Genomic DNA, 25,315 nt, shown 5'->3' on the forward strand with positions numbered 1-25,315 from the left:
CCTTACATCCAGCCGTATTCGACCATCGACAGCGGTTCGCCATCACCAATGATGAAGTGATCCAGCACTCGTACTTCGATCAGATCCAGCGCCTCGGTGAGGCGCTTGGTCAGCGTGCGGTCGGCCTGGCTGGGGTCGGTGATGCCCGAGGGGTGGTTGTGGCAAAAGATCACAGCTGCCGCGTTATGGGCAAGGGCGCGCTTGACCACTTGGCGCGGGTAAACGCTGGCGCTGTCGATGGAGCCTCTGAACAGCACTTCAAAGGCCAGCATGCGGTGTTTGGAGTCCAGAAACAGACAGCCGAAAACTTCGTGGGGTTCATGGCGCAGAAGCGACTTCAGGTAGTCGCGAACCGCTTGCGGGCTCTCTAGCGCGGAGTCGCGGCGCAGGCGTTCGGCCAAGTGACGGCGGCTCATTTCCAGCACCGCCTGCAACTGGCTGAACTTGGCGGGGCCCAGCCCGAGCTGGCGACAGAACGCGCGCAGATCGGCTTCCAGCAAGGCTCGCAGGCTGCCGAATTCAGTGAGTAAATGACGGGCCAGATCGACCGCGCTTTTGCCCGAAACCCCGGTGCGCAGGAAGATGGCCAGCAGTTCGGCGTCGGAAAGGCTGGATGATCCGTGCTCCAAAAGCTTCTCTCGCGGACGTTCCGCCGCGGGCCAATCTCTTATGCTCATAACACCTCCTTGTGAGTTCCCTGACAGTCGCTGTGTTATCTTAGCCCATCATTTTTGCGTGGCATTTGGCCATTTTCCGCGCAGTCATCATCGAACTAAAAGGCAGGCCTATGCAGCGGCTGTATCGAAAACGCATTGTTTTGGGCGTCGGCGGCGGCATTGCTGCTTACAAGAGTGCAGAGCTGGTTCGCCGCCTGCTCGATCAAGGCGCAGAAGTGCGCGTTGTCATGACCCGTGGCGGCAGTGAGTTCATCACCCCCCTGACCATGCAGGCCCTGTCCGGGCACCCCGTTCATCTGGACTTGCTCGACCCTGCGGCAGAAGCCGCCATGGGCCATATCGAGCTGGCCAAGTGGGCGGACCTGGTGCTGATCGCGCCCGCGACGGCCGACCTGATCGCCCGTCTTGCCCAAGGCCTGGCGAATGATCTGCTGACCACACTGGTGCTCGCCACCGATGCAACGGTGGCTATCGCGCCTGCGATGAACCAGGCCATGTGGCGTGACCCGGCGACCCAGGCCAATACCCGATTGCTTGAAAGTCGCGGTCTGCGCGTGTTTGGCCCGGCCTCCGGGAGCCAGGCCTGTGGTGACGTGGGCTTCGGTCGCATGCTCGAAGCCGATGACCTGGTGCACTGCGCCGCCGAGTGCTTCCAGCGTCAGTTGCTGACCGGCAAGCACGTGCTGATCACGGCTGGCCCGACCCAGGAAAATATCGATCCGGTGCGCTACATCACCAACCACAGCTCCGGGAAAATGGGCTTTGCCCTGGCCGAAGCGGCGGTCGAAGCCGGTGCCCGCGTGACGCTGATTACCGGTCCGGTGCACTTGCCGACCCCGGACCGGGTCAGCCGTATTGACGTGGTCAGTGCCCGTGACATGCTCGCAGCCTGTGAGGCGGCGATTCCGTGTGACGTGTTTATCGCTTCTGCGGCGGTTGCCGACTACCGCCCGGAAGTCGTTGCCCCGCAAAAACTCAAGAAAGACCCTACCAAGGGCGACGGCCTGTTGCTGCAGATGGTGCGTAATCCAGACATTCTGGCCACCATCGCTTCGCGTCCTGACCGCCCTTTTAGTGTCGGCTTCGCCGCAGAAACCGAGCACTTGCTCGATTACGCTGCGCGCAAGTTGAAGGATAAAAACCTCGACCTGATTGTCGCCAACGATGTGGCTAACCCCAGCATTGGCTTCAACAGCGAGGAAAACGCGTGCAGCGTGATTGACCGCGAACTGCACGCCACTGTGTTTGCCCAGACCAGCAAGGGCAAGATTGCCCGCCAGCTGATCACTTTTATCGCCGAACGTCTGAACCAGGTTTAACTCGTATGCACGCTTTGCAAGCCAAGATCCTCGACCCACGCATTGGTAACGAATTCCCGCTGCCGCAGTACGCCACGCCCGGCTCCGCCGGCCTTGACCTGCGCGCCATGCTTAAACAAGACACCGTTCTGGAGCCGGGTCAGACCCTGCTTATCCCGACCGGCCTGTCGGTGTACATCGGCGATCCGGGCCTTGCCGCGCTGATCCTGCCGCGCTCGGGCCTGGGTCACAAGCACGGTATCGTGCTGGGCAACCTGGTTGGTCTGATCGACTCTGACTACCAGGGTGAATTGATGGTTTCGTGCTGGAACCGTGGCCAGACCGCATTCAACATCACGATCGGCGAGCGTATCGCTCAGCTGGTGCTGGTGCCGGTGGTGCAGGCGCATTTTGAGCTGGTCGAAGAATTCGACGAAAGCCAGCGTGGCGCTGGTGGTTTCGGCCATTCCGGCAAGCTCTGAGCATGCCGTGTCAGGTCAGGCGTTCTGCCTGACCTGATCCGTTTGGCGTGGTAATTCAGGATGAAATTCACGCAGATGTATTTACCCTCTTCGTTGTCCACATCGATGTCGCCCCCTCCCGAATCCTCAGAACATGGAGTCCCCTCTGCAATGATTAGCCAAGCTTCGGTCGCCCCCCAATTCCCAGACAGCATTTTTCGCGCCTACGACATTCGTGGCGTGGTCCCCCAAACCCTGACCGCTGAAACCGCGTACTGGATTGGCCGAGCTATTGGTGCCGAGAGTCTGGCCAAGAACGAGCCACACGTGTCAGTTGGGCGGGACGGTCGCTTGTCCGGCCCTGAATTGGTCGAGCGTTTGATACAGGGTGTGGCAGACAGTGGCTGCAAGGTCAGCGATGTGGGCCTGGTGCCGACGCCAGCGCTGTATTACGCGGCTAACGTGCTGGCGGGCAAGTCGGGCGTAATGCTCACGGGCAGCCATAACCCGTCGAACTACAACGGTTTTAAAATCGTGATCGCGGGCGATACTCTTGCCAACGAACAGATTCAGGCGCTACACACGCGTTTGAAAACCAACGATCTGAGCTGGGGCGAGGGCAGCATCGAGCGTGTAGATATTCTGTCGCGCTACGCAGATGTAATTACTCAGGACATCAAGCTGGTCAAGCGTCTGAAAGTAGTGGTGGACTGTGGCAACGGTGCTGCGGGTGTAATTGCACCGCAACTGATTGAGGCCTTGGGTTGTGAGGTGATTCCGTTGTTCTGCGAGGTGGATGGCAACTTCCCCAACCATCACCCGGACCCCGGCAAACCAGAAAACCTGGTGGATTTGATCGCCAAGGTTAAAGAGACCAATGCCGATATCGGGTTGGCCTTTGATGGTGATGGCGATCGCGTGGGTGTAGTGACCAATACGGGCACCATGGTGTTTCCGGATCGCTTACTGATGCTGTTCGCCCAGGATGTGCTGGAGCGCAACCCGGCGGCCGAGATCATTTTCGATGTGAAATGCACACGCCGCCTGGCACCTTGGATCGAAGAGTGTGGCGGTCGGCCACTGATGTGGAAGACCGGCCATTCATTGATCAAAAAGAAGATGAAAGAAACCGGTGCCTTGCTCGCCGGTGAAATGAGCGGGCATATCTTTTTCAAAGAGCGCTGGTTCGGTTTCGATGACGGTATTTACAGCGCTGCGCGCCTGCTGGAGATCCTCAGCAAGCGTCAGGAGACGTGCGAAGAGCTGTTTGAGGCTTTCCCGAACGATATTTCCACGCCTGAGATCAATATCGATGTGACGGATGAGAGCAAATTCAGCATCATTGAAGCCCTGCACGACGCCCAATGGGGTGACGGCGCCGAGCTGACGTCCATTGATGGCGTGCGGGTCGACTACCCGCATGGCTGGGGCCTGGTTCGCGCGTCCAATACCACGCCGGTGCTGGTGCTGCGATTTGAGGCCGAAACCGAGGCCGAACTGCAACGTATCAAGGACGTCTTTCACGCCCAGCTCGGGCGTGTGGCCCCTGATCTCCAACTACCGTTTTGATCGACTTGTTCTACCGGAGCCCTGAATGACCCTCGAACGTGATGCCGCCTCCAACGTCGCCAAGGTTTTGTCCGAAGCGCTGCCCTACATTCGCCGTTACGTCGGCAAGACGCTGGTGATCAAGTACGGCGGCAACGCCATGGAGAACGACGAGCTTAAAACCGGTTTTGCCCGTGACATCGTGTTGATGAAGGCCGTGGGTATCAACCCGGTCGTAGTTCACGGTGGCGGGCCGCAAATCGGTGATCTGCTCAAGCGTTTGTCCATCGAGAGTCATTTCATCGACGGTATGCGCGTGACCGACTCGCAGACCATGGATGTGGTTGAGATGGTGCTCGGCGGCCATGTGAACAAGGAAATCGTCAACCTGATCAATCGCCATGGCGGCAGCGCCATCGGCCTGACAGGTAAAGACGCCACGCTGATCCGGGCCAAGAAAATGGTGGTAACCCGCCAGACGCCAGAAATGACCTCCCCGGAAATCATCGACTTCGGTCATGTGGGTGAAGTGGTCGGGATCAACACGGACCTGCTGCACATGCTGACCAAGGGTGATTTCATCCCGGTCATCGCGCCAATTGGCGTGGGTGAAAACGGCGAGTCCTACAACATCAACGCCGATCTGGTGGCGGGTAAAGTCGCCGAAGCACTGAAAGCTGAAAAGCTGATGTTGCTGACCAACATCGCGGGCTTGATGGACAAGCAGGGCAAGGTCCTGACCGGCCTGACCACTGCCCAGGTGGACGACCTGATTGCCGATGGCACCATCTACGGCGGCATGCTGCCGAAAATCCGCTGTGCGCTGGAAGCTGTGCAAGGTGGCGTGACCACGGCGCATATCGTCGACGGTCGTGTACCGAACGCGGTACTGCTGGAAATCTTCACCGACACCGGTGTGGGTACGCTGATTACCAACAGCAAATCGGTTTAAACCGAACTGAAAAAGCCCCGCCCGGTAATCGCCGGGCGGGGCTTTTTTTACTTGAAAATCTGTGGGAGCGAGCCTGCTCGCGAAGGCCGTCAAGAACCACGCGGCTCTTCAACTCTTCGCGAGCAGGCTCGCTCCCACACTTCTAGTGAGTCATGGGCGGGGGTTAAATCCCGTACTGCGCCCGGTACGCTTCAACGGCTGGCAGGTATTGCTTGAGCGTTTCGTCTTCGGCCAGGTACTGCAAGACCTGGTTCAACGACACGATGCTGATCACCGGAATCCCGAAGTCGCGTTCGACTTCCTGGATCGCCGACAGCTCGCCATTGCCGCGTTCCTGACGGTTCAGGGCAATTATCACGCCTGCGGCCTTGGCGCCTTGGGCCTGGATGATCTGCATGACTTCACGGATGGCGGTGCCGGCCGTGATCACGTCGTCGATGATCAGGATATCGCCTTCGAGCGGCGAGCCAACCAGGCTGCCACCTTCGCCGTGTGCCTTGGCTTCCTTGCGGTTGAAGCACCACGGAAGATCGCGGTCGTGGTGCTCGGCCAGTGCGACAACGGTGGTCGCGGCCAGGGGGATACCCTTGTAGGCCGGGCCAAACAGCACATCGAAGGAAATGCCGCTGTCAACGATGGCGGCAGCATAGAAGCGCCCCAGTTGAGCCAGCGCAGAACCTGTATTGAACAGGCCGGCATTGAAGAAGTAAGGACTGGTACGCCCCGACTTCAGGGTGAACTCACCGAAGCGCAGTACGCCGCGATCGATGGCAAAACGGATGAAGTCGCGCTGATACGCTTGCATGAAAAAAGCCCCAGATACCACGGATTTAGCTAATTAGTAAGACCGCGTGTATCATACACGCACGTGATTTTTGGGGCCATTTATGCGGATCATCAGTGTGAACGTCAATGGTATTCAGACGGCAGTCGAGCGCGGTTTGCTCAGTTGGCTGCAAGCTCAGAATGCCGACGTTATCTGCCTGCAGGACACCCGCGCCTCCGCCTTTGAACTGGACGATCCAGCTTACCAGCTCGATGGCTACTTTCTTTATGCCTGCGAAGCTGAAGTCCCTGCCCAAGGCGGTGTGGCTTTGTACTCGCGGTTGCAACCGAAAGCAGTCATCACTGGGCTGGGCTTTGAGACGGCCGATCGCTACGGGCGCTACCTGCAAGCCGATTTCGATAAGGTCAGCATCGCGACCTTGCTGCTCCCTTCGGGGCAGAACGGCGATGAAGACTTGAATCAAAAATTCAAGCTAATGGACGATTTTGCACGCTACCTTGATAAGCAGCGCCGCAAACGTCGTGAGTACATCTACTGCGGCTCGTTGTATGTGGCGCAGCAGAAACTCGACATTAAAAACTGGCGTGACAGCCAGCAATCGCCTGGTTTCCTGGCGCCTGAACGGGCCTGGATGGATGAGATTGTCGGCAACATGGGCTATGTCGATGCCCTGCGTGAAGTCAGTCGTGAAGGTGACCAGTACAGCTGGTGGCCGGACAACGAACAAGCCGAGATGCTTAATCTGGGCTGGCGTTTCGACTACCAGTTGTTGACACCGGGCTTGCGTCGCTTTGTACGAAGCGCTCGTTTGCCGCGTCAGCCACGCTTCTCGCAACATGCGCCATTGATCGTGGACTACGACTGGACACTGACAATCTAAGTGTCTTTTCGTTGATACAAAAAAGCCGACATCGCTGTCGGCTTTTTTGTGGGCGCTGATTTACTTGAGCGGGCGCCAGGTGAAGGGGTAGCGGTACACCACCCCGTCATTGGCCTTGACGCCTGCAATCACCACCAGCACCACTGCGCCGATCAGCACCAGGCCGAGCAGGGCGAAGCCGATCAGAACGAACATCAGCAGGTAGCAAATAGCCGAAGCAATTGCCACGGTGATCTGAAAGTTCAGCGCTTCCTTGCCCTGGTCGTCGATAAAGGGATCGCTTTCGCGCTTTATCTGCCACAGGATCAGCGGGCCGATCAGGCTGCCAAACGGAAACCACATCCCGAGGAACGCGGAGAAATGACAAAACATGGCCCATTTACGAGCGTCGCGGCTCGGTTCGGGTTTTGAAAGGTCCAGCTCACTCATGGCGTTCTCCGGGTAGTCGTTAAGGCTTGGACAATCAATCGGCCAATGCAGCTTGCTGCAGGGCGAAAATTTCGTTCATGCCTTTCTGTGCCAGCGCGAGCATGGCGTTCAGCTCTTCAGGCTGGAACGGCGCGCCTTCGGCGGTGCCCTGAACTTCGATGAAACCACCGGAACTGGTCATTACTACGTTCAGGTCGGTTTCGGCTGCCGAATCTTCAGGGTAGTCCAGGTCAAGGACCGGAACACCCTGGTACATGCCAACCGATACCGCTGCGATCATCTGCTTGATAGGGTCGCCGCCTTTGAGGCCGCCACGCTTTTTGATGATTTTCAGTGCGTCGATCAGTGCAACCATGGCACCGGTGATGGATGCGGTGCGGGTGCCGCCGTCAGCCTGGATCACGTCGCAGTCAACGTACAGGGTGATATCGCCCAGCTTGGACATGTCCAGTGCTGCACGCAGGGAGCGGCCGATCAGGCGCTGGATTTCCAGGGTGCGCCCGCCTTGCTTGCCGCGGCTGGCTTCACGCTGGTTACGATCGCCGGTAGCGCGTGGGAGCATGCCGTATTCGGCAGTCAGCCAGCCCTGGCCCTGGCCTTTAAGGAAGCGCGGCACGCCGTTCTCGACGCTGACGGTGCAGATGACTTTGGTGTCACCGAACTCGACCAGTACAGAACCCTCTGCGTGTTTGGTGTAGTTGCGGGTGATGCGGATCGGGCGGAGCTGATCGGCAACGCGACCACTTGGACGTTTCATGTGGGATACCTGTACGGGACGGAAAACTGCCGAGCATTATAAAGGAAAGGCCATGACGGCGCAGGACGCGTCGGTTTGTCGTCGTGAGAGCGTATTTACGACCGACGTCATTTGGGGCCACCCGCTGCACTGCGTTACAATTGTCGGTCTTAATTGCCGTCAGGCTTAATTCATTGAATCGCGAGGTACCGTCCATGGTGCATAGCATGACCGCCTTTGCCCGCGTCGAAAGCGCCGGCACTCAGGGCACCCTGAGTTGGGAGCTGCGCTCGGTCAACAGCCGCTACCTGGAGCCGCACCTGCGTCTGCCTGAATCTTTCCGTGACCTCGAAGGTGCGGTGCGTGAAGCGCTGCGTCAGGGCATTTCGCGGGGCAAGCTTGAATGCACCTTGCGTTTCACTGAAGAAACCACGGGCAAGCCCTTGCAGGTTGATCGTGAGCGCGCGGCGCAACTGGTGGCCGCCGCTGAAACCATCGCCAGCCTGATCAAGCAGCCGGCTGCCCTCAACCCGCTGGAAGTACTGGCCTGGCCCGGTGTTCTGGTGGCGGATGCCAGCGACCCGCAAGCCCTGAACAGTCAGGCGCTGGCACTGTTCAAACAAGGTCTGCAGGAGCTCAAGAGCGGCCGCGAGCGCGAAGGCGCGGAGCTGGCTCGCTTGATCAGCGAACGTTTGAGTGCCATTGAAAGCGATGTCGACACCCTGCGCGAACTGGTACCGCAGATGCTCGCCACCCAGCGTCAAAAGGTGCTGGATCGCTTTGCCGACATGAAGGCCGAGCTTGATCCGCAGCGTCTTGAGCAAGAAATGGTCATGCTGGCGCAAAAAAGCGATGTGGCCGAAGAGCTGGACCGCCTGAGCACCCATATTCTTGAGGTGCGTCGCGTGCTCAAGTCGGGTGGTGCCGCAGGCCGTCGTCTGGACTTCCTGATGCAAGAGCTTAACCGTGAGGCCAATACCCTGGGCTCCAAGGCATTCGATCCACGCAGCACTCAAGCGGCGGTCAACCTCAAAGTGTTGATCGAGCAGATGCGTGAACAAGTACAGAATATTGAGTAAGGCATCCCCTGACATGACCCACAGCACTGGCACCCTTTATATCGTTTCTGCACCTTCGGGCGCAGGCAAGACCAGCCTGGTCAAAGCGTTGATCGACGTTGAGCCGCAGATCCGGGTTTCGGTTTCGCACACCACCCGTGCCATGCGCCCAGGTGAAGTGAACGGCGTGAACTATCATTTTGTCGAGCGCGAAGAGTTCGTGAAAATGATCGAGCACGGTGACTTTCTGGAGCGCGCCGAAGTGTTCGGCAACCTTTACGGCACGTCCCAGAGCCACTTGCAGCAAACACTGGATGAAGGTCACGACCTGATTCTGGAAATCGACTGGCAAGGTGCCGAACAGGTTCGCAAGCTGATGCCCCAGGCGCGCTCGATTTTCATCTTGCCGCCTAGCCAGGAAGCCTTGCGTCAGCGTCTGGACAATCGCGGTCAGGACAGCAGCGAAATCATTGACGGCCGCATGCGCGAAGCCGTGAGTGAAATGAGCCACTATGTTGACTACGATTACCTGATCATCAACGACGATTTTGCTCTGGCACTCGAGGACCTGAAGGCCATTTTCCGGGCCAACCGGCTCCAGCAAAAGCGCCAGCAGCAGCGTTTCGGCAAATTACTGGCCGAATTGCTCGGTTAAAGAGCGCTTCCCAAAACCCCTGTAAGGGCTTTACATTGGCGCTTACAGAGGTTTTTGGGGCAACGCCCGAAAAATCAGCGCTTCCCTAATGGCTGGTGATTTTTTAAACTGTTTAGTCCGCTCGCCCATCCGGGCAGCGCGCATATTGCATTTGCTACGAGGAAGACCATGGCCCGCGTAACCGTTGAAGACTGTCTAGAACACGTGGATAACCGTTTTGAGCTGGTCATGCTCTCTACCAAGCGTGCCCGTCAACTGGCCACCGGCGGTAAAGAGCCACTGGTTGAGTGGGAAAACGACAAGCCGACCGTTGTTGCCTTGCGTGAAATCGCTGCAGGCCTGATGAGCTACGAGTTTATCGCTAACGCTGAAATCGTCGAAGACGAACCGCTGTTCGCAGCGTTCGAGGACGAGTCCAACGAGGCGAACTAAGCCTATGCCCGGTCGACATAGCACGGCGAAGGGTAAAAAGTTTTGGCAGGAGGTTTCCTCATGCCGAGCATAGACGCCCTCGCCGATCGCTTGTCGGCGTACCTCGGCCCGGACCAGGTCAATCTGGTCCGCCGGGCGTACTTCTACGCAGAACAAGCCCACGACGGCCAACGCCGACGTAGCGGCGAGCCTTATGTCACGCATCCGCTGGCAGTGGCAAACATCCTTGCCGATATGCATATGGACCATCAAAGCCTGATGGCGGCCATGCTGCATGACGTAATCGAAGACACCGGTATTGCCAAGGAAGCGCTAGTCGCGCAGTTCGGCGAAACCGTGGCCGATCTGGTCGACGGGGTCAGCAAGCTGACTCAGATGAACTTCGAAACAAAGGCCGAAGCCCAAGCTGAAAACTTCCAGAAAATGGCCATGGCCATGGCGCGTGATATTCGCGTGATTCTGGTGAAGCTGGCTGACCGGCTGCACAACATGCGTACCCTCGAAGTGCTGTCCGGCGAAAAACGCCGACGGATTGCCAAGGAAACCCTGGAAATCTATGCACCCATTGCCAATCGGCTGGGTATGCACAGCATTCGTATCGAATTCGAAGACCTCGGTTTCAAGGCGATGTACCCGATGCGCTCCGCGCGCATTTATCAGGCCGTCAAACGCGCCCGGGGCAATCGCAAAGAGATCGTGAATAAAATTGAAGAATCGCTCAGCCACTGTCTGGCCATTGATGGCATTCAGGGCGAAGTCAGCGGTCGTCAAAAGCATATCTACGGTATCTACAAAAAAATGCGCGGCAAGCGCCGGGCCTTCAACGAGATCATGGACGTTTACGCGTTCCGGATCATCGTCGACAAGGTCGATACCTGCTACCGCGTGCTGGGTGCTGTACATAATTTGTACAAACCCCTGCCGGGGCGTTTCAAGGATTACATCGCCATTCCCAAGGCCAACGGCTATCAGTCGTTGCATACCACCCTGTTTGGCATGCATGGCGTACCGATCGAAATTCAGATCCGTACCCGTGAGATGGAAGAAATGGCCAACAACGGTATCGCCGCCCACTGGCTGTACAAATCCAGTGGCGACGAGCAGCACACGGGTACACACGCCCGGGCGCGGCAGTGGGTCAAGGGCGTGCTGGAGATGCAGCAGCGCGCAGGCAACTCCCTCGAATTTATCGAAAGCGTGAAAATCGACCTGTTCCCGGACGAGGTCTACGTCTTCACGCCCAAAGGCCGGATCATGGAGCTGCCCAAAGGCTCCACGGCAGTCGACTTCGCCTACGCGGTGCACACCGACGTGGGCAACAGCTGTATTGCGTGCCGGATCAATCGCCGGCTCGCGCCGTTGTCCGAGCCGCTGCAAAGTGGCTCCACGGTCGAGATCGTCAGTGCGCCCGGCGCGCGTCCCAACCCGGCCTGGCTCAACTTTGTGGTCACCGGCAAGGCGCGCACGCATATCCGTCATGCGCTCAAGCTGCAGCGTCGCTCCGAGTCGGTCAATCTGGGCGAGCGCCTGCTGAACAAGGTGCTCAACGGCTTCAACAGTGCGCTGGATAAAATCCCGGCCGAGCGCGTCCAGGCAATGCTTCAGGAGTATCGTCTGGAGCAGATCGAAGACCTGCTCGAAGACATCGGCCTGGGCAATCGCATGGCCTACGTGGTGGCCCGACGTCTGTTGGGTGAAGGCGAGGCACTGCCGAGCCCGGAAGGTCCGCTGGCGATTCGCGGTACGGAAGGTTTGGTGCTCAGTTACGCCAAATGCTGTACGCCGATCCCGGGAGATCCGATTGTTGGTCATCTGTCCGCGGGCAAAGGCATGGTTGTGCACCTGGACAACTGCCGCAATATCAGTGAAATCCGCCATAACCCCGAAAAATGCATCCAGCTTTCGTGGGCCAAGGACGTTACCGGCGAATTCAACGTCGAGTTGCGCGTCGAGCTGGAACATCAGCGCGGCCTGATTGCGCTGCTGGCCAGCAGCGTAAACGCCGCCGACGGCAACATCGAAAAGATCAGCATGGACGAACGCGATGGTCGAATCAGCGTCGTTCAACTGGTGGTCAGCGTGCACGACCGCGTGCACCTGGCTCGCGTGATCAAAAAACTGCGCGCCCTTACCGGGGTTATCCGCATCACTCGTATGCGTGCGTAGCCATCTAATTACAAGGAGTCACCCATGTCCAAGACTGTTATCACCAGCGACAAGGCACCTGCTGCAATCGGTACTTATTCTCAGGCGATCAAAGCTGGCAATACTGTCTACATGTCCGGTCAAATCCCGCTGGACCCAAAAACCATGGAGCTGGTTGAAGGCTTTGAAGCCCAGACCGTTCAGGTTTTCGAAAATCTGAAGTCGGTGGCCGAAGCCGCGGGTGGTTCGTTCAAGGACATCGTCAAGCTGAACATCTTCCTGACAGACCTGAGCCACTTCGCCAAGGTCAACGAGATCATGGGCAAGTACTTCGAGCAGCCATACCCGGCCCGCGCCGCCATCGGCGTTGCAGCCCTGCCAAAGGGTTCGCAGGTAGAGATGGACGCTATTCTGGTACTTGAGTAACACCCTCGGCGCAGCGTCTTCATGCTGCGCCAACCCCCGCTCCTCCTTGTTTCAAAAGGACCCCGCCATGCGCAAAGCGCTCGTGTTGTCACTGCTCACTGTTGTTCTGGGGGGTTGTGCCAGCGTACCCGCCCACCGCGACATCAGTGGTGTCTGGATCAATCAGGCCGCAATCGACGCAGCTGCCAATGGCGGCAACTTGCGCGAAGCCCTGCTGGCCTACGGGCCGAACCTTGAATGGGACATCGACGCCAAAAACGCTACGGCTAATTACACCAACGGCTTTGAACGGGTTGAAGGCAAATTGCTGCCTGAAGACGATGGTGGGTGGCAGGTCAGCTTTTATGGCAGTGGATCCACCGGCTTGAGCCTGGAAGGTGAAACGCTGATCCAGGCCGAGACGGATGCAGAGCCGCGCCAGCCTTTTGTGCGCTCGCAGGTCAATGTTGCAAGCGACGCGCCATTGGGTACGAGCTTTGAGGCGGCACTCAACTCCGCTTATATGGGCGGGCAGTGGCGTGTCGTCAGTGGTGCGGGCCAGGGCAACCCTGTGACGTTTTCAGCGGACGGTCAGGTCAAGGGCCTGCCCAATACCCAGCGTTACGTACTGTGCCTGGCGGGTGATTGCGCATCGATGAGTGGCGAGTACGACAGCCTGTGGTTACAGCAGGGTGAGACGGGCGCTGCGCACATTTTTGTGCGCGATGGCCGCCGGCTTGAAATCTTCCAGGCGCTGGACGCCTCCGCTCCGGATGACATGCCCCAGTTTTACCCGGGCAAGCGCGAGTGGGTGTTGGAGAAACTGTTATAGCTGCTGCGGTTTCCCCATAAATCTACGCTTTGCCGTCCAGAATCCCGGCATACCCCTCGCGATAGCTCGAGTAGCGCGGCTCCCAGCCCAGTGCCTTGGCGCGGGCGTTGCTGCAGCGCTTGCTGCCCGCCCGGCGGGTGCTTGTCTCGGCAGCCCACTCGGTCACTCCCAGGCGTTCACGTAACCAGCCCACTACTTCGGCCAGTGGCACCGGTGCGTTATCGACACCTATGTAGCAGTCGTCCAGGGCTTTACCCTGACGGTCAGCCTCAAGCAAAAAGGCCAGAAGGCCGCCCGCGTCGTCGGCATGGATGCGGTTGCCATACATCGGCGGGTCGATGGCTACGCGATAGCCTTTACGTACCTGCCCCAGCATCCACTCACGTCCCGGCCCGTAGATCCCGGTCAAACGCACCACACTGGCGGCAATACCGCTGTTGAGCGCCACCTGCTCGGCGTCGAGCATGATTCGCCCCGAGTAGTTTGTTGCCTGGGCGGGTGAGGTCTCGTCAATCCATTCCCCGTCCTTCTGGGCAAAAACGCTGCTGCTGGAGACAAACAGCAGCCGCTTTGGCTTCTGGCCGTGTTGCTTGAGCCAGCTCAGGGTGTGCTTCAACCCGTCCACATACGCCGCCTGGTAACCCGCTTCGTCATGCTCGGTTGCAGCGGCGCTGTACACCACATAGTCGATCTCTCCCGATGGCCAGTGCGCCGGGCACTGCTCGCTGAACAAATCGCCAGCCACCCCGATGACACCCGCGGGCAGCCGCTCGATCGAGCGCCGAAGCCCGTGTACCTGCCAGTCATTGGTGAGCAACTGAGTGGCCATGCGGCTGCCGATATCACCGCATCCGGCGATCAAAACAGAGGCTTTGGGCATCTCAAGATTCCTAATGAAGAGTTACAAAATGACCTAAATAGACACGACCAAAGTCGTGGCTTTCGAAAAAAACAGATGCTATTGCTTTTGTTAACAAGAATTACTTGCAATAATAACGCATCATTTTGCCCTTGGTCTTACACCGCGTTGTAGGGCATTAACTCATTACTTTTCTCAGGTCCGGCTAGCATGACACGCAATCATCCCACCGCTTCGCCAACCCAGCCTTTGAGCCCAACACGCGTCTGGCGTGGGGTTGCGGCGCTAATGTTCAGCTTGATGTTGGCACCGGTCGCGGCATTTGCCGACGAACCTGCTGCCCCAGCTGTACACGCCGCCACTGAGGCTGCTGCCCCGGCACCTGTTGCAACACCGGGTGCGACTGATCCTACACTGGTTGAGGGCGCTGTTGCCCCGGCCGATGACGCGCCGCAAATTATTGCCGAAGAAGATAACAGCCTGGGCATGGCCCATGACCTGTCGCCTTGGGGCATGTACAAAAACGCGGACATCGTCGTCAAAATCGTGATGATCGGTCTGGCCATCGCCTCGATCATTACCTGGACCATCGGGATTGCCAAAGGCTTTGAAGTCCTGGGCGCCAAGCGTCGTCTGCGGGTTGAAATCGCCCATCTGAAAAAAGCCCGTACCCTTAAAGAAGCCAGCGACACTGCGGCCAAAGAAGGCACGCTGGCCCACCTGCTGGTGCAGGACGCCCTCGAAGAAATGCGCCTGTCGGCCAATAGCCGCGAAAAAGAAGGCATCAAGGAGCGTGTGAGCTTCCGTCTTGAGCGTCTGGTAGCCGCTTGCGGCCGCAACATGAGCAGCGGCACGGGCATACTCGCCACCATCGGTTCCACTGCACCGTTCGTCGGTCTGTTCGGTACGGTATGGGGCATCATGAACAGCTTTATCGGTATCGCCAAAACTCAGACTACCAACCTGGCCGTCGTAGCGCCGGGTATTGCTGAAGCCCTGTTGGCCACGGCACTGGGTCTGGTTGCAGCGATTCCTGCCGTAGTGATTTACAACGTTTTCGCCCGCTCCATCACCGGCTACAAGGCTCAGGTGGCGGATGCGTCTGCTGAAGTGTTGCTGTTGGTTAGCCGTGACCTCGATCACCTGCCGCCCGAGCGTAGCTCGCAACCGCACATGGTGAAAGTGGGGTAACCGGCCATGGGCCTGCATTTAAAAGAAGGCGATGACGATCTCGCCGAGAACCATGAAATCAACGTCACCCCCTTTATTGACGTGATGCTGGTACTGCTGATCATCTTCATGGTGGCAGCACCGCTGGCCACTGTGGATATCAAGGTTGACCTGCCCGCTTCGAGCGCCAAACCGGCACCTCGGCCTGAGAAACCCGTGTTCCTCAGCGTCAAGGCTGATCAGCGCCTGTACCTGGGCGAAGAACCGGTTACGGTTGAGGCTTTGGGCCCGACCCTGGATGCCAGGACCCACAACAACAAAGACACGACGATCTTCTTCCAGGCCGACAAGGGCGTGGACTACGGTGACCTGATGAGCGTGATGGATGCTTTGCGCGCAGCCGGTTACTTGAAGGTGGGTCTGGTCGGACTTGAGACGGCAGCCAAGAAATGACCATAGCGCGCCAAAAGATGACGCGTTACGCAACCAGCCTGGCCGTGGTATTGGGTGTCCATGCAGTGGCAGTGATTCTTGCCCTGCAATGGTCCAGCCCGCGCGCGATCGAACTTCCGCCGCAAGCGATGATGGTTGATCTGGCACCCCTGCCGGCACCGCCTCCTCCTGCGCCGCCTAAAGTGGTGACACCGCCACAACCGCCGGCGCCAGTGGAAGAGTTGCCGATACCCAAGCTGGCCGAAGCGCCTAAACCGAAGATTTCCGTGCCCAAACCGGTCAAACCCAAGCAAAAGCCTCAACCGCCCAAGCCTGTGGAAAAACCGGACCCGGTCAAAGAGAAGCCTTCAGAAGAGAAACCCAGCGACGCGACGCCGACCAAGAACACCAGCGAGAAATCCGCTGCACCGGCCCCGGGGCCGTCGGCGCAACAACTGGCAGCCAAAGCCAGTTGGGAAGGTACTTTGCTCAGCCACTTGGGCAAGTACAAAAAGTACCCGCCTGCTGCTCAATCCCGCGGCAAGGAAGGTCTGAACCGTCTGCGCTTCGTGGTGGATGCTGAAGGCAAGGTGTTGTCCTACGAGTTGGTAGGGCGCTCTGGCAATGCTGATCTGGACCGGGCCACCCTGGAAATGATCCGCCGGGCACAGCCGTTGCCCAAGCCACCGCCTGAAATGCTGACCAATGGCAGTATCGAGATCGTGGCACCCTTCGTTTATTCCATCGATAAACGTCGGCGATAACACCGCAAAGGGCACCTCAGGGTGCCCTTTGTGCATCTGTGAGCAAGATAAATCAGCCCCGCCATTGATTAGCGACTGTAGCTCTGAGGGTAATGTCTGATAACGTGCGTCTATCGATTGCAGCCGCTATGCTTGGCCCGCAACCACAGGGACGCCGCTATGACGCTTACAGAGTTACGCTACATCGTTACCCTCGCCCAAGAGCAGCACTTCGGTCACGCCGCTGAGCGTTGCCACGTCAGCCAGCCGACCTTGTCGGTGGGTGTGAAAAAACTGGAAGACGAACTCGGTGTGCTGATTTTCGAGCGCAGCAAAAGCGCCGTGCGTGTGACTCCGGTGGGTGAAGCCATCGTGGCCCAGGCCCAAAAAGTGCTGGAGCAGGCCCAAGGCATTCGCGAACTGGCCCAGGCCGGCAAGAACCAGCTGACTGCCCCGCTCAAAGTGGGTGCGATCTACACGGTGGGCCCGTACCTGTTCCCGCATCTGATCCCGCAACTGCACCGGGTTGCCCCGCAGATGCCGTTGTATATCGAAGAAAACTTCACCCACGTGCTGCGCGACAAACTGCGCAACGGCGAGCTGGATGCGATCATCATCGCCCTGCCGTTTCAGGAAGCAGACGTGCTGACCCTGCCGCTGTACGACGAGCCGTTCTACGTGCTGATGCCGAGCGAGCATCCGTGGACCCAAAAAGAAACCATCGACGCCGCGCTGCTCAACGACAAGAGTTTGCTGTTGCTGGGTGAAGGGCACTGCTTCCGCGATCAGGTGCTTGAAGCCTGCCCGACAGTGGCCAAAGGCAATGATGGCGCCATGCATACCACGGTTGAATCCAGCTCGCTGGAAACCATCCGTCACATGGTGGCGTCAGGTCTGGGGATTTCGATCCTGCCGTTGTCGGCGGTCGATAGCCATCACTACGCTCCCGGCATCCTGGCCGTGCGCCCGTTGACCCCGCCAGTGCCGTTTCGCACCGTGGCCATCGCCTGGCGAGCCAGCTTCCCGCGGCCAAAGGCGATTGAAATCCTCGCGGACTCGATCCGTCTGTGTTCGGTGGCCAAGCCGCCTGCTGCGAAGTAAGTACGCCGATGACCGAGTTGTCGAATGTGTCGGTCACCGCGCTCAAGGGCGTGGGCGAGGCCATGGCCGAGAAATTGGCCAAGGTGGGACTGGAAAACGTACAGGATGTGCTGTTCCATTTGCCATTGCGCTACCAGGACCGTACCCGCGTGGTGCCGATTGGCGCCCTGCGCCCCGGCCAGGATGCCGTGGTCGAAGGCCGGGTCATCGGTGCCGACGTGGTCATGGGCAAGCGTCGCAGCTTGCTGGTGCGCATCAACGATGGCACCGGGGGCTTGAGCCTGCGCTTCTACCACTTCAGTAATGCGCAAAAAGAAAGCCTCAAACGCGGTACTGAGGTGCGTTGCTATGGTGAAGTCCGGCCCGGCTCCTCGGGGCTGGAGATCTACCACCCCGAATACCGCGCCATTACCGGTGATGAGCCGCCGCCCATCGACACCACGCTGACGCCGATTTACCCCACAACCGAAGGCCTGACCCAGCAGCGCTTGCGCCAGCTCAGCCTGCAGAGCCTGGACATGCTTGGCCCGCGCAGCTTGCCCGACTGGCTGCCGCGTGAACTGGCCAAGGATTACCAGCTGGCCCCGCTGGCCGAAGCCATCCGCTATCTGCACCAGCCACCCGCCGATGCCGATGTCGAAGAACTCTCCTTGGGCCATCACTGGGCACAACACCGTCTGGCCTTTGAAGAACTGCTGACACATCAGCTGTCCCAGCAACGTCTGCGCGAAAGCCTGCGTTCCCTGCGGGCGCCGGTCTTGCCCAAGGCGCAAAAGCTGCCAGTGCAGTTTCTAGCCAATCTGGGCTTCCCGCCGACGGGCGCCCAAGCCCGCGTAGGCAACGAAATTGCCTACGATCTCAGTCAGCCGGAACCCATGCTGCGCCTGATTCAGGGCGACGTGGGTTCGGGCAAGACGGTCGTTGCTGCGATGGCGGCCTTGCAGGCGCTTGAGGCGGGTTATCAAGTAGCACTGATGGCACCCACGGAAATCCTCGCCGAGCAGCACTTCATCAACTTCAAGCGCTGGCTCGAGCCCCTGGGGCTCGAAGTAGCCTGGCTGGCCGGCAAACTTAAAGGCAAGGCCCGGGTGACGGCGATGGAGCAGATCGCGAGCGGCGTACCCATGGTCGTGGGCACCCATGCCTTGTTCCAGGACCATGTGCAGTTCAAGAACCTGGCGCTGGTGATCATCGACGAACAGCACCGCTTCGGCGTGCAGCAACGCCTTGCGCTGCGCAACAAAGGCGTGGGCGGCGTGATGTGCCCGCACCAGTTGATCATGACCGCCACCCCGATCCCGCGCACTCTGGCCATGAGCGCTTACGCCGACCTCGACACCTCGATCCTCGACGAACTGCCGCCCGGCCGAACTCCGGTCAACACTGTGCTGGTGGTCGACACGCGTCGAGTTGAAGTGATTGAGCGGGTGCGAGCCGCCTGTGCCGAGGGGCGGCAAGCCTACTGGGTCTGTACCCTGATCGAAGAGTCTGAAGAGATGACGTGTCAGGCGGCCGAAACCACTTTCGAAGACCTTTCCAGCGCTCTGGGCGAACTGCGTGTAGGCCTGATTCACGGGCGCATGAAAGCAGCCGAAAAAGCCGCCGTCATGGCCCAGTTCAAGGCCGGTGAACTGCAATTGCTGGTGGCAACCACGGTGATTGAAGTGGGCGTTGACGTGCCCAACGCCAGCTTGATGATCATCGAAAACCCCGAGCGTCTGGGCCTGTCCCAACTGCACCAGCTGCGTGGGCGTGTTGGCCGGGGCAGCGCCGCGAGCCATTGTGTGCTGCTGTATCACCCGCCGCTTTCGCAAATTGGCCGCCAGCGTCTGGGCATCATGCGTGAAACCAACGACGGCTTTGTGATCGCCGAAAAAGACCTTGAGTTGCGCGGCCCTGGCGAAATGCTCGGCACCCGCCAGACAGGTCTTCTCCAATTCAAGGTTGCCGACCTGATGCGCGATGCCGACCTGCTGCCTGCCGTACGCGACGCCGCCCAGGCACTGATTGAGCGTTGGCCAAGCCATGTCAGCCCCTTGCTGGACCGCTGGCTGCGTCACGGGCAGCAATACGGGCAGGTGTAAAAAATCGTTCAGTAAATGGACCTGCGGCCGATCAAGTAACGGGTTATCAAATTTGGGTTGTAAAGAACGGATGCCGACCATGACTGAAGTTGCCAGTGCCCCTGTCGTTTTGCGCACGCCGTCGGTAATTGGGCAACTGCTCGGTGACCTGGCCATCACCTATCGCGAAGTGCCCGATCACCCGGGGCTCGATCCTGCCAGAAAGGTACAGGCCGTACTGCTCGATGACACGGTCGGCGTCCTGATGGTGTTGTTCACGCAAAATCATTTGCTGGATCTCAACCGCCTGGCCGATTTGATCGGGCGGCGCATGACAGCGGTCTCGGCAGAGCGTCTGGAACGCATGCTCGACAAGCACGGCCTGACCCAGCTGCCCGGCTTGCCAGCGCTGATCAACTCGCCCTGCCTGTACGAAGAGCAGCTGTTGCTGCAACCCGCGCTGTTGATCAGCGCCGGCAAGCCGGGTTTGTTGCTGGAAGTGACTCAAAAGGACTTCAAGCGCCTGCTCAACAATGCCAGTGCTGGCCGTTTTGGCGAGCCCTTGAGTGAAATCAAGCTGGATCATACCGGTGATGACGGTGAAGCCATTACCCGGGCGGTCCAGGCGTTCACGGCGCGGCGCATCCAGCAACGGCTCGAAGCCACCATCGAATTGCCGCCGCTGGCCGAGAGTGTGCGCAAGATCATGCGGCTGCGGTCCGACCCCGACGTCACCATCGACGAAATTACCAGTGTTGTCGAAACCGACCCGGCCCTGGCGGCACAAGTCATGAGCTGGGCGTCATCGTCGTACTACGCGTCGCAAAGCAAGATTCGCTCGGTCGAAGACGCCATCGTGCGCGTGCTGGGGGTCGATCTGGTGATCAACCTGGCGCTGAGCCTGTCGCTGGGCAAGAGCCTGGGCCTGCCCAAGGACAACCCGCAATCAAGCACGCCCTACTGGCAGCAATCGATCTACACCGCAGCGGTTATTGAGGGGTTGACCCGTGCCATGCCTCGGGAAAAACGCCCGGAAGTCGGCCTGACTTATCTGGCGGGGCTGTTGCACAACTTCGGCTATTTACTGCTGGCCCACGTATTTCCGCCGCATTTTTCGCTGATCTGCCGTCATCTTGAGGTTAACCCGCACGTCAGCCACAGCCTGATTGAACAGCATTTGCTGGGCATCAGTCGTGAGCAGATGGGGGCTTGGTTGATGGGGTTTTGGGGCATGCCGGGCGAGTTGACGGTCGCCGTGCGCTTTCAACATGATCCGGCCTACATCGGCACTGATAGCGACTATCCGAATCTGGTGTGCGTTGCGCTGGGGTTGCTGCGCAGCCGAGGCATTGGGCACGGGGATTGTGCGCCGTTGCCGGACGCGTTGTTCGAGCGTTTGGGCGTGCCCCGTGACAAGGCAGAAGCGGTGGTCGGCAAAGTGCTTGAGGCTGAAGTGATGCTGCGTGAAATGGTGGCGCAGTTCGGTCAGCCTTAAAACGCATCTCCCCAAGCCACTCCCAATCAGTTCCATCGCCCTTTGGGGGAGGGTTGGGGTGAGGGGGCTTTGATCTCAGGCTTTCGGCTTTTTACGCGGCTTGAGGTACTTGGTCAGGCCCTGGAACCAGATCACCAGTGCCGGGTTGCCTTTGATCTGAATCGACTTGTCCTGAATCCCGGTCATAAACGCCAGCTGCTTGTTCTTCGCCTGCAGCGTGGCGAAGCCGTAGGCGGCATCTTTAAAGGCGATGGAAAACGCAGGCTCGGGGTACAGGCCCGCATGGTTGGTGATGCGCTGGTTTTTGACTTTGAAATGACGTGCCACTTTGCCGTCGAGGGTCTGCAGCTGGAAAACCAGATCCTTGTCAGCCAGTTGCTGCGCAAAGGCAGGGTTTTTGCGGCTGGCTTTGCCCATCAAAAAGCCCAGCATCCAGAGTAGAAAACGAAATTTCATGTGCGCGGCCTCGGGGGGAATAAAAAATGGCCGGCGCAGTGTAACGATTTGAGCGAAGAACACCATATTTGTGCAGAGATAGGCGCTGATGGGATGGGTTTTGCCACTTATGGCCGCACAATCGACCCGTTAACTATCAAGAATGGGCTGCCGGCAGCGCCAGCCTGCCCATTCTTCAGGCCCTTAAGGATTAACGCTGTCCTTGAGGAACTTGCCTGGCTTGAACGCTACGGTGTTGCTGGCCTTGATGGTGACCGGCTGACCGGTTTGCGGGTTTTGTCCGGTACGGGCACCGCGATGGCGCTGAATGAAGGTGCCGAAGCCGACCAGCGTGACGCTGTCTTTGCGGTGCAGTGCATTGGTGATTTCTTCAAGCACTGCATTGAGTACGCGGTTGGCTTGTTCTTTGGTTAGGTCAGCCTTTTCAGCGATAGCGTTGGCGAGATCTGGTTTACGCATGATGAAGCCTCATTGACGGTTTTTTGTTGTTATGTCCGTGCTGCTCTCTACGGAGCAGCGCCCAAGGCGCCGCAGGCTCTAAACTGCGGCAGACCGGTGTGAGAATGGCACGCGGCCAAGGCCGGCGCCAGCCTCGGTATGGGCTTTGTTGAGTCAAGGCAATGGCGTATACGACAGATCGAGCAGTGTTTACGCCAAAAGTGCAGGCAACTCTTTGTTCAGCGCCAGTTTGTCGCGAACCGCTTCACCGGTCAGGGCATAGCCGAGCAATTTGCCATCAGCGTCGCGGCACAGTGCCTTGATATCGCCGCCTTGCCCTTCCACAGTCCACACGCCTTCGTAGCCACGTGGCACGGGTGAAACCACCAGCGGGCAAACCGGGGTCTTGACCGTAATGGGCATGGGCCCGTAGCTGACCGTCGTCGGGTTGCCGGCCAGGGTTTGCGCCAGTGCGCGGGCGCAGCTCATCAGCGGCATCACGTACAGCAGGCTCAAACCCTCAACCTCGGCACAGTCGCCCAGCGCGTAGATGTTGTCGTGGGAGGTTTTAAGCTGGCGATTGACTTCGATCCCGCGGTTGACCTGAATGCCGGCAGCGGCGGCCATATCAATGCGCGGGCGCAAGCCGATGGCGGACACCACCACATCGCACGGGATCACGCTGCCATCTGACAGATGGGCCTCCAGCCCGGCCTGAGTGCGCTGCAGGCGCGTCATGACCGGGCCCAGGTGCATGCGGGCGCCCAGGCTTTCAAGCCCGGTCTGAACCGCCGCTGCCGCCGCCGGGTGCAACAGGGTTGGCATTACTTGCTCGCAAGGTGCAACCAGATCAACTTCATAGCCGCCAGCGATCAGGTCATTGGCAAATTCGCAGCCGATCAGCCCGGCACCCAGGATCAGCACACGGCGCTTGCCTGCCGCGGCGGCACGAAAGCGTGCGTAATCTTCAAGATCATTGATCGGGAAGATGGCGTCCTGGGCATCGCCCTCTACCGGCACCTGCACGGTCTGGGCGCCCCACGCCAGGATCAGGTCGCGATACGGCACCGCTTCTTCACCAATCCACAACTGCTTGTGGCCGGGGTCGATCCCGCTGATACGTGTGTGGGTGCGCACCTGGGCCTTGAGTTGCCCGGCCATGGCTTCGGGTGCAGCCATGCTCAGACCATCGGCCTCTTTGTTCTTGCCAAAACCGGTGGACAGCATTGGCTTGGAGTAGGAACGCCCGTCATCGGCGGTGATCAGCAGCAGCGGTGTCTCGCTGTCCAGCTTGCGAAACTCCCGGGCCAGGTTATAGCCAGCCAGCCCGGTGCCAACGATCACGACAGGTGCGCTCATTCCAATCTCCATAGGTCCATCAGGTTTTTAAAGGGTCAATCAGTTGATTTCAATCATCTCGAAATCCATTTTTCCGACACCACAGTCTGGGCACAGCCAGTCTTCAGGGACGTCCTGCCACAGTGTACCGGGGGCGATGCCATCATCCGGCCAGCCGTCGGCTTCGTTATAAATAAGACCACATACAATGCATTGCCACTTTTTCATGGGGGTACTTCCTAGAGATTCAGGCCTGGACGAGACCACAGACTTTTAACGCCGGCTGTGTTGCTCATCAAATTCAGGGCGTTTTGTACTGATGACGACAGGCAGATGCAAGCACGAATACTGCCAACAAGCCCTCGGGCGCTCATTCAGGAACCGGCGTGATAAGCTCGCCGGCCTCAATGGCTGCCAATTATGACCCACCGTGCCGCACATAACTTCCCCGCTGATCTCCCCTGTCTGGCTTGAACAAGGCCAACTTCCTGCGCTGCCTGACGCACAGGCCATGGACTGGCTGTTTGACCAAGGTTCCCTGACTAGGCGTCTCACTGCAGTTTCCGAAAATTCCTTCAGTGTGCTTCCGCTTTTCGAAGGCATGCAGGTATTCCGCCCAGACGAATGTGCAGCGTTGAACCTGCCTCAGGGGGCTCAGGGCTGGGTACGTGAAGTGTATTTGCGCGGCCACGGCCAGCCGTGGGTGTTTGCCCGCAGCGTGGTGGTCAAAAGTGCGCTGGAGGATGGCGGCCTGAACATGGACGCGCTGGGCACCCGCTCCCTGGGTGAGCTGCTGTTTTGCGATCAGGCGTTTGAGCGCGGCGCGCTGCAAGTGTGCCACTACCCGCGGGACTGGTTGCCGCTGGCCGATCAGGCCGATCACTTGTGGGCACGGCGTTCGCGCTTTGTACGCGGAGCACTGAGCGTGTTGGTGGCCGAAGTGTTTTTACCCAAACTGTGGGCCGCCCTGAGTGCCCGGTCGGAGAACAATTGATGTATGTGCGCCTGCTCAAATCGCTCAATCGCCTGAACCCTCGCGCGTGGGACTTTATCCAGCTGACCCGCATGGACAAACCCATCGGCATCTACCTGCTGCTGTGGCCGACCCTGTGGGCGTTGTGGGTCGCCGCCAAGGGCGTACCGTCGTTGAGCAATCTGCTGATCTTTGTGTTCGGCGTGATCCTGACTCGAGCCGGTGGCTGCGTGATCAACGACTTTGCCGACCGCAAGGTGGATGGCCACGTCAAACGCACGGAACAGCGGCCCTTGGTCAGCGGAAAAATCAGCAGCAAAGAAGCACTCGTGTTTTTTGCGTTGCTGATGGGGGTCAGTTTCTTGCTGGTGCTGTGCACGAATGCCCCGACCATCTGGCTGTCATTCGGCGGTCTGGCCCTGGCCGCCAGCTACCCGTTCATGAAGCGCTATACCTACTACCCGCAAGTGGTGCTGGGCGCGGCGTTCTCGTGGGGGATGCCCATGGCCTTCACCGCTGAAACCGGCAGCCTGCCTGCTGCAGCCTGGTTGCTGTACATCGCCAACCTGCTGTGGACTGTGGGCTACGACACCTATTACGCCATGACCGACCGTGAGGACGACCTCAAAATCGGGGTCAAATCCACTGCCATCCTGTTTGGCGATGCCGACCGCGTGATCATCCTTACTTTGCAAGGCCTGGCCTTGGGCTGCCTGCTGCTGGCGGGCTCGCACTTTGAGCTCGGGGGCTGGTTCCACCTTGGCCTGCTGGCGGCAGCGGCATGCTTTGTGTGGGAGTTCTGGTACACCCGCAACCGTGACCCGCAGCGCTGCTTTAAAGCCTTTCTGCATAACCACTGGGCAGGATTGGCGATCTTTGTGGGGATTGTTCTGGATTATGCGCTGCGTTAGTCGACAGCCAGTGCGCTAACCCTGGCTGGAGCCCAATGTGC

27 protein-coding genes and 1 pseudogene are annotated in these 25,315 nt (G+C 59.0%); 19 read left to right on the forward strand and 9 right to left on the reverse strand.

Going from position 1 to position 25,315, the window contains the following annotated elements; all coding sequences use genetic code 11:
* Positions 1 to 2 precede the first annotated feature (2 nt).
* Entirely contained in the window at positions 3 to 677 is a 675-nt protein-coding gene (radC, locus tag BLW11_RS04775; RefSeq protein ID WP_048361377.1) for a RadC family protein, read from the reverse strand.
* A gap of 110 nt (positions 678 to 787) precedes the next feature.
* On the opposite strand from radC, the gene coaBC reads away from it, so the two are divergent.
* The 4 genes and pseudogenes from coaBC (at position 788) to argB (ending at position 4,936) form a co-directional block, all read left to right on the forward strand.
* Positions 788 to 1,996 (forward strand): bifunctional phosphopantothenoylcysteine decarboxylase/phosphopantothenate--cysteine ligase CoaBC, encoded by a 1,209-nt coding sequence (coaBC, locus tag BLW11_RS04780; protein WP_048361376.1) that lies wholly within the window; start codon positions 788 to 790, stop codon positions 1,994 to 1,996.
* A 5-nt stretch (positions 1,997 to 2,001) separates the two neighbouring features.
* Complete coding sequence (dut, locus tag BLW11_RS04785; protein WP_019828201.1) at positions 2,002 to 2,457, forward strand: dUTP diphosphatase; 456 nt, start codon at positions 2,002 to 2,004, stop codon at positions 2,455 to 2,457.
* 171 nt (positions 2,458 to 2,628) lie between these two features.
* Positions 2,629 to 4,005: pseudogene (locus BLW11_RS04790) on the forward strand (phosphomannomutase/phosphoglucomutase); the annotation flags it as partial.
* A gap of 25 nt (positions 4,006 to 4,030) precedes the next feature.
* Complete coding sequence (gene argB, locus BLW11_RS04795; protein ID WP_048361374.1) at positions 4,031 to 4,936, forward strand: acetylglutamate kinase; 906 nt, start codon at positions 4,031 to 4,033, stop codon at positions 4,934 to 4,936.
* Between the two features lie 163 nt (positions 4,937 to 5,099).
* On the opposite strand, the gene pyrE is transcribed toward argB, so the two are convergent.
* The gene (gene pyrE / locus BLW11_RS04800; protein WP_048361373.1) at positions 5,100 to 5,741 is read right to left on the reverse strand and encodes an orotate phosphoribosyltransferase; all 642 of its coding nucleotides are present in this window, start codon (positions 5,739 to 5,741) and stop codon (positions 5,100 to 5,102) included.
* A gap of 82 nt (positions 5,742 to 5,823) precedes the next feature.
* Between pyrE and BLW11_RS04805 the strand changes: the two genes are divergently transcribed.
* On the forward strand, positions 5,824 to 6,603 hold the full coding sequence (locus BLW11_RS04805) for an exodeoxyribonuclease III (RefSeq protein ID WP_003437806.1): 780 nt from the start codon (positions 5,824 to 5,826) through the stop codon (positions 6,601 to 6,603).
* A gap of 60 nt (positions 6,604 to 6,663) precedes the next feature.
* Here the strand turns inward: BLW11_RS04805 and BLW11_RS04810 are convergent, their stop codons facing one another.
* Positions 6,664 to 7,032 carry a DUF4870 domain-containing protein gene (locus tag BLW11_RS04810; protein ID WP_048361372.1) on the reverse strand — a complete coding sequence of 123 codons (369 nt, stop codon included), beginning with the start codon at positions 7,030 to 7,032 and terminating at the stop codon, positions 6,664 to 6,666.
* Positions 7,033 to 7,066: 34 nt separating this feature from the next.
* On the reverse strand, positions 7,067 to 7,789 hold the full coding sequence (rph, locus tag BLW11_RS04815) for a ribonuclease PH (protein WP_048361371.1): 723 nt from the start codon (positions 7,787 to 7,789) through the stop codon (positions 7,067 to 7,069).
* 194 nt (positions 7,790 to 7,983) lie between these two features.
* On the opposite strand from rph, the gene BLW11_RS04820 reads away from it, so the two are divergent.
* From BLW11_RS04820 to BLW11_RS04845, 6 genes are all read left to right on the forward strand, one after another.
* Positions 7,984 to 8,847: a YicC/YloC family endoribonuclease gene (locus tag BLW11_RS04820; protein ID WP_048361370.1), complete on the forward strand. Its 864-nt coding sequence runs from the start codon at positions 7,984 to 7,986 to the stop codon at positions 8,845 to 8,847.
* A gap of 13 nt (positions 8,848 to 8,860) precedes the next feature.
* A complete protein-coding gene (gene gmk / locus BLW11_RS04825; protein WP_048361369.1) occupies positions 8,861 to 9,481 on the forward strand; it encodes a guanylate kinase in 621 nt (206 codons plus the stop codon).
* Between the two features lie 168 nt (positions 9,482 to 9,649).
* Complete coding sequence (gene rpoZ / locus BLW11_RS04830) at positions 9,650 to 9,913, forward strand: DNA-directed RNA polymerase subunit omega (RefSeq protein WP_003437783.1); 264 nt, start codon at positions 9,650 to 9,652, stop codon at positions 9,911 to 9,913.
* A 60-nt stretch (positions 9,914 to 9,973) separates the two neighbouring features.
* Complete coding sequence (gene spoT / locus BLW11_RS04835; protein WP_016782708.1) at positions 9,974 to 12,079, forward strand: bifunctional GTP diphosphokinase/guanosine-3',5'-bis pyrophosphate 3'-pyrophosphohydrolase; 2,106 nt, start codon at positions 9,974 to 9,976, stop codon at positions 12,077 to 12,079.
* Positions 12,080 to 12,103: 24 nt separating this feature from the next.
* Positions 12,104 to 12,484, forward strand: a complete 381-nt coding sequence (locus tag BLW11_RS04840; RefSeq protein WP_019410296.1) for a RidA family protein — start codon at positions 12,104 to 12,106, stop codon at positions 12,482 to 12,484.
* Between the two features lie 67 nt (positions 12,485 to 12,551).
* Entirely contained in the window at positions 12,552 to 13,295 is a 744-nt protein-coding gene (locus tag BLW11_RS04845; RefSeq protein WP_048361368.1) for a hypothetical protein, read from the forward strand.
* A gap of 22 nt (positions 13,296 to 13,317) precedes the next feature.
* Here the strand turns inward: BLW11_RS04845 and BLW11_RS04850 are convergent, their stop codons facing one another.
* Entirely contained in the window at positions 13,318 to 14,175 is an 858-nt protein-coding gene (locus BLW11_RS04850) for an SDR family oxidoreductase (protein WP_048361367.1), read from the reverse strand.
* A gap of 189 nt (positions 14,176 to 14,364) precedes the next feature.
* Between BLW11_RS04850 and exbB the strand changes: the two genes are divergently transcribed.
* From exbB to BLW11_RS04880, 6 genes are all read left to right on the forward strand, one after another.
* Complete coding sequence (gene exbB / locus BLW11_RS04855; protein ID WP_048361366.1) at positions 14,365 to 15,345, forward strand: tonB-system energizer ExbB; 981 nt, start codon at positions 14,365 to 14,367, stop codon at positions 15,343 to 15,345.
* Positions 15,346 to 15,351: 6 nt separating this feature from the next.
* Positions 15,352 to 15,777, forward strand: a complete 426-nt coding sequence (gene exbD / locus BLW11_RS04860) for a TonB system transport protein ExbD (protein ID WP_016782713.1) — start codon at positions 15,352 to 15,354, stop codon at positions 15,775 to 15,777.
* Positions 15,774 to 16,520, forward strand: a complete 747-nt coding sequence (locus BLW11_RS04865; protein ID WP_048361365.1) for a TonB family protein — start codon at positions 15,774 to 15,776, stop codon at positions 16,518 to 16,520. Before exbD ends, BLW11_RS04865 begins: the two co-directional genes overlap by 4 nt.
* Positions 16,521 to 16,679: 159 nt before the next feature.
* Positions 16,680 to 17,600 (forward strand): hydrogen peroxide-inducible genes activator, encoded by a 921-nt coding sequence (locus BLW11_RS04870; RefSeq protein ID WP_048361364.1) that lies wholly within the window; start codon positions 16,680 to 16,682, stop codon positions 17,598 to 17,600.
* Between the two features lie 8 nt (positions 17,601 to 17,608).
* Positions 17,609 to 19,684 carry an ATP-dependent DNA helicase RecG gene (recG, locus tag BLW11_RS04875; protein ID WP_048361469.1) on the forward strand — a complete coding sequence of 692 codons (2,076 nt, stop codon included), beginning with the start codon at positions 17,609 to 17,611 and terminating at the stop codon, positions 19,682 to 19,684.
* A gap of 79 nt (positions 19,685 to 19,763) precedes the next feature.
* A complete protein-coding gene (locus tag BLW11_RS04880; RefSeq protein ID WP_048361363.1) occupies positions 19,764 to 21,158 on the forward strand; it encodes an aminoacyl-tRNA deacylase and HDOD domain-containing protein in 1,395 nt (464 codons plus the stop codon).
* Positions 21,159 to 21,233: 75 nt separating this feature from the next.
* Here the strand turns inward: BLW11_RS04880 and BLW11_RS04885 are convergent, their stop codons facing one another.
* The 4 genes from BLW11_RS04885 to BLW11_RS04900 form a co-directional block, all read right to left on the reverse strand.
* The gene (locus BLW11_RS04885) at positions 21,234 to 21,614 is read right to left on the reverse strand and encodes a hypothetical protein (RefSeq protein WP_048361362.1); all 381 of its coding nucleotides are present in this window, start codon (positions 21,612 to 21,614) and stop codon (positions 21,234 to 21,236) included.
* Between the two features lie 183 nt (positions 21,615 to 21,797).
* Positions 21,798 to 22,073, reverse strand: coding sequence for an HU family DNA-binding protein (locus BLW11_RS04890; protein ID WP_048361361.1), 276 nt, complete (start codon positions 22,071 to 22,073; stop codon positions 21,798 to 21,800).
* Between the two features lie 189 nt (positions 22,074 to 22,262).
* Positions 22,263 to 23,411: an NAD(P)/FAD-dependent oxidoreductase gene (locus BLW11_RS04895; RefSeq protein WP_048361360.1), complete on the reverse strand. Its 1,149-nt coding sequence runs from the start codon at positions 23,409 to 23,411 to the stop codon at positions 22,263 to 22,265.
* A 39-nt stretch (positions 23,412 to 23,450) separates the two neighbouring features.
* Positions 23,451 to 23,618, reverse strand: coding sequence for a rubredoxin (locus BLW11_RS04900; protein ID WP_003437744.1), 168 nt, complete (start codon positions 23,616 to 23,618; stop codon positions 23,451 to 23,453).
* A gap of 202 nt (positions 23,619 to 23,820) precedes the next feature.
* Here BLW11_RS04900 and BLW11_RS04905 point away from each other — a divergent pair, with 202 nt between their 5' ends.
* Together BLW11_RS04905 and ubiA are read left to right on the forward strand one after the other, a co-directional pair.
* Positions 23,821 to 24,384 carry a chorismate--pyruvate lyase family protein gene (locus BLW11_RS04905; protein ID WP_048361359.1) on the forward strand — a complete coding sequence of 188 codons (564 nt, stop codon included), beginning with the start codon at positions 23,821 to 23,823 and terminating at the stop codon, positions 24,382 to 24,384.
* On the forward strand, positions 24,384 to 25,274 hold the full coding sequence (gene ubiA, locus BLW11_RS04910; protein ID WP_048361358.1) for a 4-hydroxybenzoate octaprenyltransferase: 891 nt from the start codon (positions 24,384 to 24,386) through the stop codon (positions 25,272 to 25,274). The genes BLW11_RS04905 and ubiA overlap by 1 nt, the downstream gene beginning before the upstream one ends.
* The last annotated feature ends 41 nt before the right edge of the window (positions 25,275 to 25,315 follow it).

The sequence above is a fragment of the Pseudomonas deceptionensis genome (assembly GCF_900106095.1).
GTDB classification, from domain to species: domain Bacteria; phylum Pseudomonadota; class Gammaproteobacteria; order Pseudomonadales; family Pseudomonadaceae; genus Aquipseudomonas; species Aquipseudomonas deceptionensis.

Coding starts and splice junctions, on each gene's coding strand:
- pyrE (WP_048361373.1), bottom strand. CDS start 5,741: ATGCAAGCGTATCAGCGCGACTTCATCCGTTTTGCCATCGATCGCGGC.
- BLW11_RS04870 (WP_048361364.1), top strand. CDS start 16,680: ATGACGCTTACAGAGTTACGCTACATCGTTACCCTCGCCCAAGAGCAG.
- BLW11_RS04810 (WP_048361372.1), bottom strand. CDS start 7,032: ATGAGTGAGCTGGACCTTTCAAAACCCGAACCGAGCCGCGACGCTCGT.
- coaBC (WP_048361376.1), top strand. CDS start 788: ATGCAGCGGCTGTATCGAAAACGCATTGTTTTGGGCGTCGGCGGCGGC.
- dut (WP_019828201.1), top strand. CDS start 2,002: ATGCACGCTTTGCAAGCCAAGATCCTCGACCCACGCATTGGTAACGAA.
- radC (WP_048361377.1), bottom strand. CDS start 677: ATGAGCATAAGAGATTGGCCCGCGGCGGAACGTCCGCGAGAGAAGCTT.
- BLW11_RS04820 (WP_048361370.1), top strand. CDS start 7,984: ATGGTGCATAGCATGACCGCCTTTGCCCGCGTCGAAAGCGCCGGCACT.
- BLW11_RS04850 (WP_048361367.1), bottom strand. CDS start 14,175: ATGCCCAAAGCCTCTGTTTTGATCGCCGGATGCGGTGATATCGGCAGC.
- BLW11_RS04840 (WP_019410296.1), top strand. CDS start 12,104: ATGTCCAAGACTGTTATCACCAGCGACAAGGCACCTGCTGCAATCGGT.
- BLW11_RS04890 (WP_048361361.1), bottom strand. CDS start 22,073: ATGCGTAAACCAGATCTCGCCAACGCTATCGCTGAAAAGGCTGACCTA.
- gmk (WP_048361369.1), top strand. CDS start 8,861: ATGACCCACAGCACTGGCACCCTTTATATCGTTTCTGCACCTTCGGGC.
- BLW11_RS04880 (WP_048361363.1), top strand. CDS start 19,764: ATGACTGAAGTTGCCAGTGCCCCTGTCGTTTTGCGCACGCCGTCGGTA.
- rph (WP_048361371.1), bottom strand. CDS start 7,789: ATGAAACGTCCAAGTGGTCGCGTTGCCGATCAGCTCCGCCCGATCCGC.
- BLW11_RS04885 (WP_048361362.1), bottom strand. CDS start 21,614: ATGAAATTTCGTTTTCTACTCTGGATGCTGGGCTTTTTGATGGGCAAA.
- rpoZ (WP_003437783.1), top strand. CDS start 9,650: ATGGCCCGCGTAACCGTTGAAGACTGTCTAGAACACGTGGATAACCGT.
- exbB (WP_048361366.1), top strand. CDS start 14,365: ATGACACGCAATCATCCCACCGCTTCGCCAACCCAGCCTTTGAGCCCA.
- argB (WP_048361374.1), top strand. CDS start 4,031: ATGACCCTCGAACGTGATGCCGCCTCCAACGTCGCCAAGGTTTTGTCC.
- BLW11_RS04895 (WP_048361360.1), bottom strand. CDS start 23,411: ATGAGCGCACCTGTCGTGATCGTTGGCACCGGGCTGGCTGGCTATAAC.
- recG (WP_048361469.1), top strand. CDS start 17,609: ATGACCGAGTTGTCGAATGTGTCGGTCACCGCGCTCAAGGGCGTGGGC.
- BLW11_RS04805 (WP_003437806.1), top strand. CDS start 5,824: ATGCGGATCATCAGTGTGAACGTCAATGGTATTCAGACGGCAGTCGAG.
- ubiA (WP_048361358.1), top strand. CDS start 24,384: ATGTATGTGCGCCTGCTCAAATCGCTCAATCGCCTGAACCCTCGCGCG.
- BLW11_RS04845 (WP_048361368.1), top strand. CDS start 12,552: ATGCGCAAAGCGCTCGTGTTGTCACTGCTCACTGTTGTTCTGGGGGGT.
- exbD (WP_016782713.1), top strand. CDS start 15,352: ATGGGCCTGCATTTAAAAGAAGGCGATGACGATCTCGCCGAGAACCAT.
- BLW11_RS04900 (WP_003437744.1), bottom strand. CDS start 23,618: ATGAAAAAGTGGCAATGCATTGTATGTGGTCTTATTTATAACGAAGCC.
- BLW11_RS04865 (WP_048361365.1), top strand. CDS start 15,774: ATGACCATAGCGCGCCAAAAGATGACGCGTTACGCAACCAGCCTGGCC.
- spoT (WP_016782708.1), top strand. CDS start 9,974: ATGCCGAGCATAGACGCCCTCGCCGATCGCTTGTCGGCGTACCTCGGC.